This window comes from uncultured Aquimonas sp. (genome assembly GCF_937888285.1).
Taxonomy (GTDB): Bacteria; Pseudomonadota; Gammaproteobacteria; order Xanthomonadales; family Xanthomonadaceae; genus Aquimonas.
In genome coordinates, this window is sequence record NZ_CALART010000023.1 from 55,133 (window position 1) to 68,759 (window position 13,627).

General features: G+C 69.9%; 9 protein-coding genes. 7 read left to right on the plus strand and 2 right to left on the minus strand.

The window, feature by feature from the left end:
• Positions 1-15: 15 nt before the first annotated feature.
• Positions 16-363 carry a high-potential iron-sulfur protein gene (locus Q0654_RS06730; RefSeq protein WP_298851839.1) on the plus strand — a complete coding sequence of 116 codons (348 nt, stop codon included), beginning with the start codon at positions 16-18 and terminating at the stop codon, positions 361-363.
• 88 nt (positions 364-451) lie between these two features.
• On the opposite strand, the gene Q0654_RS06735 is transcribed toward Q0654_RS06730, so the two are convergent.
• Entirely contained in the window at positions 452-1,840 is a 1,389-nt protein-coding gene (locus Q0654_RS06735) for a M28 family peptidase (RefSeq protein ID WP_298851841.1), read from the minus strand.
• A 246-nt stretch (positions 1,841-2,086) separates the two neighbouring features.
• Between Q0654_RS06735 and tyrS the strand changes: the two genes are divergently transcribed.
• Entirely contained in the window at positions 2,087-3,364 is a 1,278-nt protein-coding gene (gene tyrS / locus Q0654_RS06740) for a tyrosine--tRNA ligase (RefSeq protein ID WP_298851872.1), read from the plus strand.
• A 366-nt stretch (positions 3,365-3,730) separates the two neighbouring features.
• Entirely contained in the window at positions 3,731-5,839 is a 2,109-nt protein-coding gene (locus Q0654_RS06745) for a hypothetical protein (RefSeq protein ID WP_298851874.1), read from the plus strand.
• Positions 5,840-5,922: 83 nt separating this feature from the next.
• On the opposite strand, the gene Q0654_RS06750 is transcribed toward Q0654_RS06745, so the two are convergent.
• The gene (locus tag Q0654_RS06750) at positions 5,923-6,855 is read right to left on the minus strand and encodes a LysR family transcriptional regulator (protein ID WP_298851876.1); all 933 of its coding nucleotides are present in this window, start codon (positions 6,853-6,855) and stop codon (positions 5,923-5,925) included.
• Positions 6,856-6,951: 96 nt separating this feature from the next.
• On the opposite strand from Q0654_RS06750, the gene gstA reads away from it, so the two are divergent.
• The 4 genes from gstA to Q0654_RS06770 all read left to right on the plus strand — a co-directional run bounded on the left by gstA (position 6,952) and on the right by Q0654_RS06770 (position 13,609).
• Positions 6,952-7,557 (plus strand): glutathione transferase GstA, encoded by a 606-nt coding sequence (gene gstA, locus Q0654_RS06755; protein ID WP_298851879.1) that lies wholly within the window; start codon positions 6,952-6,954, stop codon positions 7,555-7,557.
• Positions 7,554-8,645 (plus strand): nitronate monooxygenase, encoded by a 1,092-nt coding sequence (locus Q0654_RS06760; protein ID WP_298851881.1) that lies wholly within the window; start codon positions 7,554-7,556, stop codon positions 8,643-8,645. Before gstA ends, Q0654_RS06760 begins: the two co-directional genes overlap by 4 nt.
• A gap of 111 nt (positions 8,646-8,756) precedes the next feature.
• Positions 8,757-11,324: a serine/threonine-protein kinase gene (locus Q0654_RS06765; protein ID WP_298851883.1), complete on the plus strand. Its 2,568-nt coding sequence runs from the start codon at positions 8,757-8,759 to the stop codon at positions 11,322-11,324.
• 365 nt (positions 11,325-11,689) lie between these two features.
• On the plus strand, positions 11,690-13,609 hold the full coding sequence (locus tag Q0654_RS06770; protein ID WP_298851886.1) for a prolyl oligopeptidase family serine peptidase: 1,920 nt from the start codon (positions 11,690-11,692) through the stop codon (positions 13,607-13,609).
• Positions 13,610-13,627: the final 18 nt, after the last annotated feature.

Here is a 13,627-nt window from a genome sequence, read left to right on the forward strand (position 1 = left end):
CGCCAGGAGTCACCGATGTCCAACACCCCGAGCATCCCGAGCCGTCGCCAGTTCTTCCGCACCGCCGCCGTGGCCGCGGTCGGCGCGCCGATCGCCTTCAAGCTCCTCACCCAGCCCGCCGCAGCCGCCTCCACCAAGCCGCCGCTGCCGGTCGACAATCCGCAGGCCGTGGCGCTGGGCTATATCGAGGACGCCGCCAAGGTCGACAAGACCAAGCACGCCAACTTCAAGGAAGGCAGCAACTGCAACAACTGCCAGTTCCACCAGGGCGCCGAGGGCGACTGGGTCGACTGCATGCTGTTCCCGAACAACAGCGTCGCCGGCCCGGGCTGGTGTATCTCCTGGGCGCCCAAGCCGGCCTGATCCGGTTTCGCCCTGTCGCAAACGCAGAAGGCCTGGCAGTCGCCAGGCCTTCTGCGTTTCGGGGGCTGCGAAGGCGAACTCAAGCCGCTCAGTCGACCGCCTCGAAGCCGTCGGTGAACAGCGGCCCTTCGGTCAGCACGGCCAGGCCCGCCAGCACGGCGGCGTCCATCTTCAAAATGCCGCCAGCCAGCGCCCGCGGCCGCAGCAGGTTCTGCGGCAGGTCGGTGCTCTGGTGATAGTGCGGGTAGATGCCTGCGCCATTTTCCCAGGTGAACACCGCCGGGATGCCGCGGGCGATGAAAGGCCAGTGGTCGGAGTAGGCCTGGGTGCCGGCTTCGATGATGCGCAGCTCGGGCGCGTAGGTCGCCGCCGCCGCGCGGTAGCGCGCGAACTCGCCCTGAAAGGCGGTGGTGGTCTCGATCCGCGTGTCCAGCAGGTCGCTGGTGGCGTGCGCGATCATGTCGAGATTGATCATGTGCTCGACGTTGGCGAGCTGGCCGGAGTCGGCCAGGCTCTGCACCCAGGCGTAGGCGCCGACCAGGCCCTGCTCCTCGCCCGCGAAGCAGGCGAAGACGATGGACTTTTCGGTCGGCACGTCCTCGAAGGCCCGCGCCAGCTCGATCACGCCGGCGCAGCCCGAGGCATTGTCGTTGGCGCCCGGCTGCGGGCTGGCGCTGCCGTCGCAGCGCACGCTGTTGCGCGAGTCGTAGTGGGCGCCGACCACGATCCAGCGTTCCGGCTGCACGTGGCCACGCTTGATGCCGATCGGGTTCTGGATCTGCACCGGCGGCGGCGCCGGCGAGCAGCTGGAGTTGCCGAGCATGAAGTCGTGGCTGGAGACCAACAGATCCGCCGCCATGAAGCGCGCCAGGATGTAGTCGCGCGCCTCGGCCAGACCCAGGCTGAAGCTGTTGCGGTTGATGCTCGACAGCTCGCCGACGGTGGCGAACCAGCGGTCGGTGTCGATGCGGGCGACCAGTGCATCGACGCGTGGGTCCGACACGCCGCGCGCCTTCGCCATGTCCGCAGGCGGCACTGCGCGGGCAACGATGCCGTTCTCGGGCACCGGCATGCCGCCCATGCCGCTCAGGCCGGCGACGCGCGCCAGCGCCGCCGGGCGCCGCACCAGGCTGTAGCCGCCGACCATGGCGACGACCGGCTCTGGATAGTGCTGGGTGCAGACCAGATCGCGCACCACGATCTCGTCGCGGGCGATCGACGCCGGGCCGGCGCGGCTGCCTTCGATGCGCAGCCAGTCCTGCAGGCTGTCGGCGTCGACACCGACCAGACGCTCGCTGCCGAAGTCCACCCACCAGCGATAGCCGGCCTTGGCTTGCAGCGCCTGCGCATCCGCGCCGGGGCCCGCATGGGTCGGCAGTACCACCGTCGGCACCGGCTGCAGGGCGTTCGAGATGGGCGCCGCGGTGGCCAGCGCGGGCAGGCACAGCCAAATAACCAGCAGTCGACGGAATCGCATGGGCTGCCTCCCCGCAGCACGCCGCGGATGCCGCGGCGCGCGCAGGATAGCGCCGGCAGTCGCCGCGCGCGCGGCGGCGGGGCACAGATCACGGGCATGCCCTGCGCGCCTGGAGGCTGCTTCCTGCAGCTCAGTCGGGTTCGGGCCGCAGGCCTGTCGGACCGGTTGAGAAGTCCGCCGCGCTCGCGCACCCTGTGCGGCCGCCCGCCTGCGGCGGCCCTTCCCCGCACGACTTCGAAACCGACCATGGATCTGATCGACGACCTCATCTGGCGCGGCCTTCTGGCCGACTGCACCGACACCGACGCGCTGCGCAAGCGCCTGGCCGAGGGGCCGATCACCCTGTATTGCGGCTTCGACCCGACCGGCGATTCGCTGCACGTCGGCCACCTGATGGGCCAGCTGACCCTGCGCCGCTTCCAGCGCGCCGGCCACACGCCCATCGCCCTGGCCGGCGGCGCCACCGGCATGATCGGCGACCCTTCCGGCAAGTCGGCCGAGCGCAACCTGCTGACCCGCGATCAGCTCTCCCACAACATCGCCTGCATCAAGGCCCAGCTGGCGCGCCTGCTGGATTTCGGCAGCGGCGCCAACCCGGCCGTGCTGGTCGACAACGCCGACTGGACCGCACCGCTGTCCTTCCTGGATTTCCTGCGCGACGTCGGCAAGCACTTTCCGCTGAGCGCGATGCTGGCCAAGGACTCGGTGAAGTCGCGCATGGCCGGCGAGAACGGCATCAGCTACACCGAGTTCAGCTACCAGCTGCTGCAGGCCTACGACTTCTACCACCTGCGCAAGGAGCTCGGCTGCGAGCTGCAGATCGGCGGCTCCGACCAGTGGGGCAACATCACCGCCGGCACCGAGTTCGTGCGCCGCAAGCTCGGCGTGCCCGTCTACGGCTGGACCTTCCCGCTGATCACCAAGGCCGATGGCTCAAAGTTCGGCAAGACCGAATCCGGCGCGGTCTGGCTGGACCCCGCGCGCACCAGCCCGTACCGCTTCTACCAGTTCTTTGTGAACACCGAGGACGCCAAGGTCAGCGAATACCTGCGCAAGTTCACCTTCCTCGACCGCGCGACGATCGAAGCACTGGAAGCCGCGCACGCGGCCAACCCCGGCGCCCGCGAGGCGCACAAGGCGCTGGCCTGCGGGGTGACCACCCTGGTGCACGGCGCCGAGGCCACGGAAGCGGCGATCGCCGCGAGCCAGATCCTGTTCGGCGCCGAAATCGGCGACACGCCCGAGGCGGTGTTCGAGGATGTGATCGCCGAGATTCCGAACGCGCAGCTGGAACGCGCCCAGCTCGAAGGCGAGGGCGCTGCGCTGATCGACCTGTTGGTGCTGAGCGCCCTGTGTCCATCCAAGGGCCAGGCCCGCCGCGACCTCGAAGGCGGCGGCATCTATCTCAACAACCAGCGCAGCAGCGGCGTCGACCAGCGGGTGACTGCCGGAGACCTGCTGTTCGGCCGCTACCTGCTGCTGCGCCGTGGCAAGAAGAGCTACGCGGCGCTGCGGGTGCAGTAGCCGCGTGCTGAAACACTCCCTTGCGGGGAGTTTTTCACGGCGGCGGTCCGGCGCAGGTCCGTACCGCCTCACGACAAATCCATCGCTTGCCGGCTTGCTTCGTCGTCCCGGCCATCCCTGGCCGGGCTGGCAGCCTGCTTTTCAACAGCCAGCCAGGGCGCTCGCGATGCGCCCGCCAGAGCCAGACTGATCGGACCCATGCGGGGCCGTACCAGCGGGCGCGGGGCCCGCGCCTGAGCGCTCCCGCGGCGCGCTCGCCGCGGTCCAGGGCGAAATCGGCGTTTGCAGCCGAGACGAAAGGCTCCGCAGTGCGATGTGATTCACATAAACTGCGCGGATGTGATGATGTTTTCATTGGGGGCGTGCTTGATTCTCTTCCTGCAGATCGTGGTGGGCGTGCTGTTCGGGCTGCTGGTCTTTGCTGCCCTCGCATGGTTCCTTTTCAAGTTCTGGCTGCGTCGCAAGCTGCAAGGCCTGGGACGCGCGACTGCGCTGTTCGACGCAGACGAGCCGATGCCGGCCCGGTTGCATCTGCAGCTCAGCGAACTCGATGCGCCGGCAGAGTCCCTGCTGTCCGCCTGGGGCGAGGCGCACGCGTTGGGTTTCCGGCTGCTGGCCGACCTGGAGACGCGCGAGGGCTGGCCGGCACATGTGCGCGCCGCCGTCCATTCAGCAAGTGGAATCGGGCTGTGCCTGTGCCAGCAGGAGGACGAGGTTCACTACCGCTTGTTCGCGCTGGGCGAGGGGCAGCGCCTGTGGGTGCGCAGCGATGGCCCTGGCGAGTCGCTGCGGCGCGGCGCCCTGGATTGGACCGTGTCGCCCGGCGAACCGCTCGCTGCTGCGTTCGCTGCACTGGCTGAATATGGCGCCGGGCAGGACCTGCGTCCGCTGGATCTGCCGCTGCTGCGGCGGGTCTTCGAGCGCAGCCACGCGCAGCGCGAAGACGTGCTGCTTGCCCAGCCGCCGCGGCGCGAGGCCATCGAGCGTCGCGCCAGCGCGCTCGGCGGCAAGTTCACGCCGGAGGATATCGAGCTCGCCTATCGCGTTACCCGCGACCAGTGGTTGAGCCGGGTGCGCGAGGCGGTGCTCGACCACTACTTGCAGGTCTCAGGAGTCAGCGCTCTGGACTGGCAGTCGCTGGAGCCGCGTCTGCAGGTGGTTTGCGCGGGCATGGAAAGCAGTGAGCTGCGCGACATCCTGGTGGAGGACGAGCGCGATGCAGCGCTGTTCGATCAGTACGCAGCACAGGGCCTGGATCCCTTCGCGCTGTACGAGGCTGTCGCCGCGCGACGTCCGGCTGCCCGGCAGATGCGGCGACTGCGCGAGCTGAGCCTGCCGTTGCGAGCCCGGCTCTACGGGCCGGTCGAGCGCGTGGAGGAGGCCGAGGCGCCGGCGCGGGTGCATCTGCTCAGAGGGACATCCCCCGAGGGCGCCGATGTCGAGCACGCGGTGATGGCACGCAACGGCGGCGAGGCCCGGGCCTTGGCGGGCGGAGCCGGGCTCAGCGCGGTGCAGGTGCTGAGCGAGCCGGCACCGATGTCCGACCTGGGCCTGGAATTCCTGGAGCCCGAGGCTGCCCGCGCCGCCGTGCGCGGGTTGCGTGAGCCGTTCTGGCTCACCCTGCTGCGGTCGCTGAAGTCGAACGTGTATCTATGGGGTCCGCCGGTGGCGATCAGCGCCTGGAACCTCTCGCAGGGCCAGCCCTTCGGCTGGGGCGACTACCTCGGCTTTCTCTATCTTGGTCTGGCTCTGCTGGGCATGCTGTTCGTGATCGGACCGATGGTGGCCTACAACGGCTTGATGCGAGCGCGCCTGCACAAGCGGCTGCGCACGGCCCGCCTGTGTCTGTGGCTGCTGTCGCGGCTCTCGCTGTTCGGTGGCCTCTCGCGCGACCAGCTGCTGCTTGAGCGGCTGCGGCTCGATGCCGATGCTGGCATGGGCGAGCGTGCGCTCACGGCCTGGGAGGCGCAGGCCTCGCGCAGGGATCTGCCCACGCAGCTCGCCGGTCGCGTGCAGTTGCTGTCTGCGGTCGGACGCCTCGACGAGATGCTGCAGACGCAACGCCAGGCTCTGGAGGCCGCACCCGGCGAGATGGCCCGGATCGATCTCGCCATGTCGCTGGCCAAGCATCCGCAGCACGCAGACGAGGCCGCGCGGCTCATCGAAGATGTGCAGCCGCAGACGCTGTCCGAGCTGGTTGCGCTCGGCTACGGTTTCACCCGCGGTCTGCTCGCACAGCACGCCGGCCGCGATGCGGAGGCGCTGCAGCATTTCGCCTCGGCCCTGAGCCAGGCGGAGAGCTACCGCGGAATCCCGATGGTGCAGGCGCTGGTCGCCGAGATCCAGGGCTGGAGCGTGCTCAGTCTTCGTCGTTGCGGCGAGGTGGAGCGCGCTCGCGCACTCTGGCAGACGGTGGCGCCCTTTCTCAGCCTGCACCCTGCCTGTCGCCCGCTGCTGGAGCGCGAAGCGGCGTAATGGGGTCCACCGGGGCGCCCTCGCCCCGTGTGGCCTTCGACCGCCTGCGGCGCGGCACAGGCGCGGACTGCGGGCGGCGACATTCAGAGCGCGATGCGCTCGGATCTCGACGGAAACAGCTCCAGCAGAAAATCGACCACCACGCGCACCCGCTGTGGCATGTGCCGATCGGCGGGGTAGAGGACGGAAAAGGCACGCGTGCGGCCGCTGAAGGCCGATAGCACTTCGACCAGTTCGCCGCGTTCCAGCTCGGTCTCGGCCATGTGCCGGCTGACCTGCGCCAGACCGGCGCCGGCGCGGGCCAGGCTGACCTGGGCCTGGACATCACCGCTGCAGCACAGGCCACCTTCGGTGCTGAGGTCGAGATCCCGGCCCTGCACACGGAACTGCCAGGGTACGCGCTGGCCGCTGCTGGGCAGCACGAACTGGATGCATTCGTGCTGTGCCAGCTGCTCCAGCGCCTGCGGGCAGCCATGTCGCGCCAGATAGTCGGGTGCGGCGACCACCACCAGCGGATCCTCCAGCAGGCGGCGCGCCACCAGGCCCGAATCCGGGGGCTGGCGACCCCGTATCGCGAGGTCGAAGCCTTCGGCGATGAAGTCGACATTGCGGTTGTCCAGATGCAGGTCGAGACGCAGCTGCGGCCAGCGCCGCAGCAGCTCGGCCAGCCGCGGCAGCACGCGGCGGTGTGCGAGCGCGGTCGGCAGGCTCAGGCGCACCGTGCCGCTGGCCTCCTGCTGTGCATCGCCGAGTTGGCGTTCGGCTTCGCCGAGACGCGACAGGGCCTCGCGGCACTCGCGGTGGTAGAGCGCGCCGGCTTCGGTCAGACGCAGGCGGCGGGTGCTGCGCGCGAACAGACGGGTGCCCAGGCGCGATTCCAGGCGCGCCACGCTGCGGCTGACCGCGGCCGGTGTGAGGCCCGCACGCTGCGCAGCGGCGGCAAAGCTGCCGCATTCCGCGGCCAGGCAGAACAGTTCCAGGCTGCCCAGCATCAGGTCGTCGAGGGCTCGGCGCATCGGCATTCCGTGTAAGCAATGAAATGCATTGTCGGCCATTTATCGCACGCGCTGGCGGACCTAGCCTGCGTCCACCCCACAACACGAGGACGCCACATGAAGCTCTACTACGCCCCCGGCACCTGCTCGCTGGTCTCCCACATCCTGCTGCGTGAAACCGGCACTGCCTTCGAACTGGCGCGTGTCGATCTGCGCCAGCAGCGCATCGAGGATGGCCGCGCACTGGCCGAGGTCAATCCGAAGCGCCAGGTGCCGGTGCTGGAGCGTGCGCCCGGCGACGTGCTCACCGAAGGTGCGGTGATTGCCCAGTACATCGTCGAGCGCGCCGCTGACGCCGGTCTGCTGCCGGCCGGCGGTGAGGCGCGCTACCGCGTGCTCGAATGGCAGACCTATGTCGGCACCGAACTGCACAAGGGCTACTCGCCGCTGTTCGACCCGGGTCTCGACGGTGAGGCCAAGGCCCATCTGCGGCAGCGTCTGCGCACCCGCTTCGAATGGCTGGATGCGCGACTGCAGGGCCGCGACTACCTGGCCGACAGCGGCTACAGCGTGGCTGACGTGTATCTGTTTGTGGTCGCCGGGTGGTCGCGCCTGGTCGCTCTTGAGCTGGGCGACCTCCAGCACCTGCAGGGCCTGCTGCGGCGGGTATCGCAGCGACCCGCCGTGCAGGCCGCGCTGCGCGCAGAGGGCCTGCTGCAGTGAGGGCCTGGCGACAGAGCGCGCTTGCGCAGCGCCTTGGCATCCTGCGGCCGATCGTGCAGGGCCCCTTCGGCGGCGGCCTGTCCTCGGTGGATCTGGTGGTGGCGGTTGGCGAGGGCGGAGGACTCGGTTCGTTCGGTGCCCATCATCTCGATGGCGCCGGGATTCACGCAGTCGCCAAGCAGATCCGTGCACGCAGCGGGCGGCCGTTTGCGCTCAACCTCTGGCTGCCGCATGCGGAGCCCGGCGAGTCGCTGGTCGCCGCAGAGCAGGGCCAGGACTACGCCCTACACGCACAACGGCTGGCGGCCTGGTACGCCGAGCTGGGCGCGGAGATTCCGCCGCCACCGGCGCGCTACCTGCCGGACTTCGAAGAGCAGGTCGAGGCAGTCCTTGAGGTGCGGCCCGCGGTATTCAGCTTCGTCTTTGGTGTGCCCGCCGGCAACGTGCTGGAGCGCTGCCGCTCGCTTGGCATCCTGACGCTGGGCGCCGCGACCACCGTGGACGAGGCCAGGGCGCTGGAGGTGGCGGGCGTCGATCTGATCGTCGCCACCGGCTTCGAGGCCGGCGGACATCGCGTGTCCTTCCTGCAGCGGCCCGAGGACGCGCTCACCGGCGGCCTGGCGCTGTTGCCGCAAGTGGTCGACGCGGTGCGCGTGCCGGTGATCGCCGCCGGCGGCATCGCCGATGGCCGCGGCATCCTCGCTGCACTCAACCTTGGCGCGCAGGCAGTGCAGATCGGCACGGCCTTCCTGGCCTGCGAGGAATCCAATGCCAGCGAACTTCACCGCCAGCAGCTGTTCGGTGCGACTGCGCGCCGGACCACCCTGACGCGCGCCTTCAGCGGACGGCTGGCACGCGGCATCCGCAACCGGCTGTCCGAAGAGCTCGCCGGCGCGGCACTTGCGCCGTATCCGCTGCAGGGCTGGCTGACCGCAGCGATGAAGACTCCGGCTCTGCAGCAGCGGCGCGCCGACCTGCTGCCGCTGTGGTGCGGGCAGTCGGCCGGCCTGCTGGGTCACCGCAGCGCATCAGCGCTGATGCGCTTTCTCGATGACGACGTGGAGAGGCGACTGTCGGCCTTTGCCTGAGCATGAGCTGTGCCTGGCGTTCGTTTCGGCCGCCCGATCCACTTCCCCTGTTTGTCGGTGGCGGGTCTGCGTAAGCTCGTCAGGCGCCAGTCGAGGGCACGGGGAGAGCGCATGCCGCACGCATTGGAAGTCGTCCTGGCTGAGCTTGCCGATCGCATTGCCGAGGGCAACAGCGTTGATCTCGACGCCCTGCCGGCGGAGCTGCGCGAGCACCCCGAGGTCCAAGGTCTGCTGCGCTTTGCCCGCGTGGCGCAGGCCCTGGACCGGCACCAGTCCGGGCCGGCGCTGGTGATGGGCAGGGATGAAGATGCTCCGGCGATGCCGGCTCAGATCGGCCCTTGGCGGGTACTGCGCCTGCTCGGCCGCGGCGGCATGGGCGAGGTCTGGCTGGGCGAGCGCGTCGACGGCGCGGTCGAGCAGCGCGTCGCCATCAAACGCGTGCGCGGCGCCAGCCCGGCCTTCGTGCGGCGCTTGCTCGCCGAGCGCCGCATCCTGGCGCGGCTGTCGCATCCGAACATCGCCCGCTTCATCGATGCCGGCGTCGATGCCGAAGGCCAGCCCTGGCTGGCGCTGGAGCACGTCGAGGGCGTCGAGCTCTCGGCCTGGTGCGAGCAGCAGCGGCCGGATCTTGGCACGCGCCTGCGCCTGTTCCTGGCGATCTGCGCCGCCGTCGATCACGCCCACCGGTTGCTGGTGGTGCATCGCGATCTCAAGCCCGGCAACGTGCTGGTCGACGTGCAGGGCCAGCCGCACCTGCTCGATTTCGGCGTGGCCAAGCTGCTGGACGAAGAGGCCGGCGAGACCACGCTGGCGGCGCTGACGCCGGCCTGGGCCGCGCCCGAGCAGCTGCGCGGCGAGCCGGTCTCGACCGCCACCGATGTCTATGCGCTCGGCCTGCTGCTGTGCCGGCTGCTGAGCGGCGCGTTGCCGGCTTCGCGCGCGCGTGGCGATCTCGCCAGCCTGGTCGCGCAACTCGGTGAAGAGGACACCCAGCGGCCGAGCCGGCTGGCGCGCACGGCTACCGAGCTGCCCTATGCGCCGGAGCGTCTGCTGGGCGATCTCGACGCCATCGTCGCCAAGGCCCTGCGGCCCGAGCCCGAGGCGCGCTACGGCTCGGCGGCGGCGCTGGCCGAGGACATCGAGCGCCACCTCGACTCGCGCCCGCTGCGCGCGGTGGCACCGACCCGCTGGTACCGCTTCTCGCGCTTCGCCAAGCGCAACCGCGGCATGCTCAGCGTCGCGACCGCGGCCAGCCTTGCCGTGCTGCTCAGCCTCGGCATGGCGCTGTGGCAGGCCAACCGCGCGCGCATCGAGGCAGAACGCGCACAGGCGCAGACCGTGCAGGCGGAAGCCCAGGCCGAGCGCGCGCGCAGCGCGGTGCAGTTCCTGCTGAGCGTGTTCGCGCCGGCCGACCCTTTCGCCCGCGACGCCGCCTCGGCGGTGGATCTCGACGAGGCCTTCCGCCAGGCCCTGACGCGGCTGGACACGGACTTCGCGCCCGAGTCGCTGATCGCGCTCGATCTCACCCGCGAGTTCGGCAACATCCTCGGCAAGCGCGGCGAGGTCGAGGAGGCGGCCAAGCGCCTGGACGCCGGCATCGCGATCGCGCGCCAGCGCTACCCCGAGTCGCCCGAGCTGGCCCTGCTGCTGCTCAGTCGCGGTGCCCTGCACAGCCAGCAGGGCGAGTACGCACCGGCGCGCGCGGTGGTCGAAGACGGCGTGCGGCTGCTGCGCCCGCGCACGGCGCGCTATCCCATCGAGCTGGGCGAGGGCCTGTTCCTGCTGGCCAACCTGGATCTCGTCGATGAACGCATGGAAGACGCCGAGCGGCATGCGCGCGAGGCCGATGCCCTCCATGCCAGGGCCCTGCCCGCCGGCGACTTCCGCCACGCGGTGGCGCGCTTCAATCTCGGCATGCTGCTGCGCCACCAGCGCCGTAATGCCGAAGCGCGCCCCGTGCTGGAAGACGCCGTGCGCCTGGCCGAGGCCGCGCGCGGGCCGGATGCCGCGGGTCTGGTCTACATGCTCGACGGCCTGCGCGGCGCGGCCCAGGCCCTGGGCGATCGCGAGGCCGAGCGCGCGGCGGCCGAGCGCATGCTGGCCGTCGCCGAGCTGCATTTCGAGGGCGACCATCCGCTGCGCGCCGATGCGTTGACCGAGGCCGGCAACGTCCGTCTGCGCAGCGGGGGTGATCCCGAAGGCGAGCGCATGCTGCGCGAGGCCGCACGGATCTTTGCAGTGCACGGCCATCCCTACGAGGCGCGCGCCTGGCGCCTGCTCGGCATGTCGCTGAACATGCACCGCGAATGGGCGCGCGCGCTGTCCGCGCTCGACGAGGGCGCGCGTGCCTGCCAGCGGATCGGCGCCGGCTACGCGGAATGCCTGAGCGCGGCGGCCGAGCGCGTCACCAGCCTGGCGCGACTGGGGCGTGGCGACGACGCACTGGCCGCCAGCGTCGCGCTCGATGCGCTGATCGCCGCAGAGGGCACGCACGGCCCCGACACCGGCCTTATGGCCGACGAGGCCCGCGCCGAGGCCTTTGCTGCCAACGGCCGTCGCGAGGAGGCGCTGGCGCTCTTCGACGCCCTGAATGCGGCGTACGCGGAGCGCTACGGCGCCGAGCACCGCATCGTGCTGACGCTGCGCGAGCGGCGCGACGAGGTGGCGAACACGCGCTGAGAGCGCACGGCAGCATCGTGCCCGCTGTGCTCGGCGTCTTCAGTTGGAGCGTCCCCTGTGAAAGGTTCGCGCCCGCACTCGCCCGTGTGTGCGTAGCGGTCTTTGATGCGGGCCTGAAGGACGTCAGGCGGCTCTGCGCAGTACGATGGGGCGCGCTGCTTCGATCTCAGTTGCGCCGCTCTGGGGCGCGTGGAGAGTTTCCCGTCTGTTCGGTTGGCGACATTCCGCTGCGCGTCTTGATGCCGTCCCGCTGCTGAGATCGCTCCCGCGCGCGCGAGTTTCTACAGCCTTCTTCCAGCCTCCGAATTGTGCCTTCCGCCATGCCTGATCGTTCCCTGTGTGCTCGATTCGCCTGTGTTGTGCTGATGCTGATCCTTCTGCAGCGGAGCGTGATTGCCGCCAGCGAGGAGGTGGACCCCTTCGTCAAGCGATCCCCCTTTGCCGCGCTTGCCTTAAGCCCGGATGGGGCGCACCTCGCGGCCGTCTATGACCTGGCCGACCGCGCGGCGCTGGTGATCGTCCGCCGGGAAGACATGCAGCCGGTGGCGCGTTTTGCGGGTGATGCCGGCAGCGCGGTGGCCGGCTTCCAGTGGCTGGACTCCGCGCGCGTCCTTCTGGAGCCGGCCGAGCGCTTCGGTGAACTCGACGCTCCGCGCCCGACGGGCGAACTCGTGCTGGTGGAGATCGAAGGCGCGCGCGTGCGCAGGGTGTTCCACCGCTTCGATCCTGACGACGAGCGCGTGCTGACGGTGGAGCCGCAAACCGCTGACGTGATCGATCGCCTACCGGATCAGCCGGGTCAGATTCTGGTTGGCGTGCGCCGCTGGACCACGGCGAGTCCGCTCGTCGAGGTGCAGCGCTTGAGCCTGGACACCCGCCGCAGTCGGACCGTCACCCGGGCCCCCGTCCAGCATGCGCATATCGTGGCTGATCCCTCGGGCGAGCCGCGTCTCGCCCACGGCAACCTCGATTCGATCAACTCGCTGCTGTACCACCGCCGTGCGGGCGATGACGGCTGGACGCTCATCAATGACGAGACGGAAAGCGGCCGCTACGAGTTTCCGCTCGGCTTTGATCCTGCGGGCGAGGTGGTCTACCTGCAGGCCTCGAGTGATCGGGGGCCGGATGTCGTCGTCGAGTGGAATCCGCAGGGCGGGACGCGAACAGTGCGTATCGGCGATCCCGACTACGACCCGGGTGAAGTGTTGCGTGATGGGCGTGGAGCGGTGATTGGAGTTGCCTTCCTCGGCCCGCGCCGTCGCGCTCACTTCTTCGATGAGTCGCACCCGGACGCGAAACTGCAGGCCACGCTCGCACGCAGCTTCCCGCGGGATGACGTCTACCTGGCCCCCGCCGAGGCGGATGCTAGGTGGCGGCTGTTCGAAGTCCGCAGCGAGCGTGACCCCGGCACTGTGTTCCTGTTCGATGTGGAATCCCGGCGGGCCCATTTTCTCCAGCGCAGGCTGCCTGCGATTGAACCGACGGAGATGAGCGCTGCTGAGACCCGGCGCTTTGTCACTCGCGATGGGCTAGAGCTGGAGGCCTTTCTCACTCGCCGCGCGGGTGCAGAGGCACCTCCACTTCCGCTGGTGCTGGTGCCACACGGCGGCCCGTTTGGCGTTTTCGATCGACCGGACTTCGACCCGCTGGTGCAGTGGCTGGCGCACTCCGGCTATGCCGTACTGCAGGTGAACTTCCGGGGATCGGGCAATCGGGGCAGGGCCCTGCGTTCGGCGGGTGCGCGCGGGTGGGGGCGGGCGATGCAGGATGACCTTGCCGACGCTGCGGCCTGGGCTGAAGCCGAGTCGATCGCTCGACCTGGCGAGGTCTGTCTCGTCGGCGCAAGCTACGGCGCCTACGCCGCGCTGATGGGCGTGGCCCGGGATCCCGGGATCTTTGCCTGTGCCGTCGGCGCCTTTGGTGTCTATGACCTGCCGCGTATGGCCCGTGAGGACCGGAGAGTCAGCACCAGCCTGGGCGCCTGGAGCGAGGATTGGATTGGCCCGATCTCGTCCCTTGCGGAGGTGTCTCCGGTCAACCTTGCGGAGCGCATCCGCGCTCCCGTCCTGCTCATTGCAGGTGCTGAAGATCCCATCGCACCCATTGCACACAGTCGACGCATGCGTTCCGCTTTGAGGAAGGCGGGGGTGCAGGTCGAGGACTGGTTTGTCGAAGGTGCCGGGCACGGCCTGCACCGGGAAGAGCATCGTCGCGAGTTCCTGCTGAGAATCCGCGCGTTTCTCAACATCCATCTGCCTCTGGAGCCCCAGCGCGCTGAGGGATAAGGGGTGACGAAGCGCCGG

Excerpts from the sequence above, each read along its gene's own strand:
- Q0654_RS06730 (WP_298851839.1), top strand. The coding sequence starts at position 16 with ATGTCCAACACCCCGAGCATCCCGAGCCGTCGCCAGTTCTTCCGCACC.
- Q0654_RS06735 (WP_298851841.1), bottom strand. The coding sequence starts at position 1,840 with ATGCGATTCCGTCGACTGCTGGTTATTTGGCTGTGCCTGCCCGCGCTG.
- tyrS (WP_298851872.1), top strand. The coding sequence starts at position 2,087 with ATGGATCTGATCGACGACCTCATCTGGCGCGGCCTTCTGGCCGACTGC.
- Q0654_RS06750 (WP_298851876.1), bottom strand. The coding sequence starts at position 6,855 with ATGCGCCGAGCCCTCGACGACCTGATGCTGGGCAGCCTGGAACTGTTC.
- gstA (WP_298851879.1), top strand. The coding sequence starts at position 6,952 with ATGAAGCTCTACTACGCCCCCGGCACCTGCTCGCTGGTCTCCCACATC.
- Q0654_RS06765 (WP_298851883.1), top strand. The coding sequence starts at position 8,757 with ATGCCGCACGCATTGGAAGTCGTCCTGGCTGAGCTTGCCGATCGCATT.
- Q0654_RS06770 (WP_298851886.1), top strand. The coding sequence starts at position 11,690 with ATGCTGATCCTTCTGCAGCGGAGCGTGATTGCCGCCAGCGAGGAGGTG.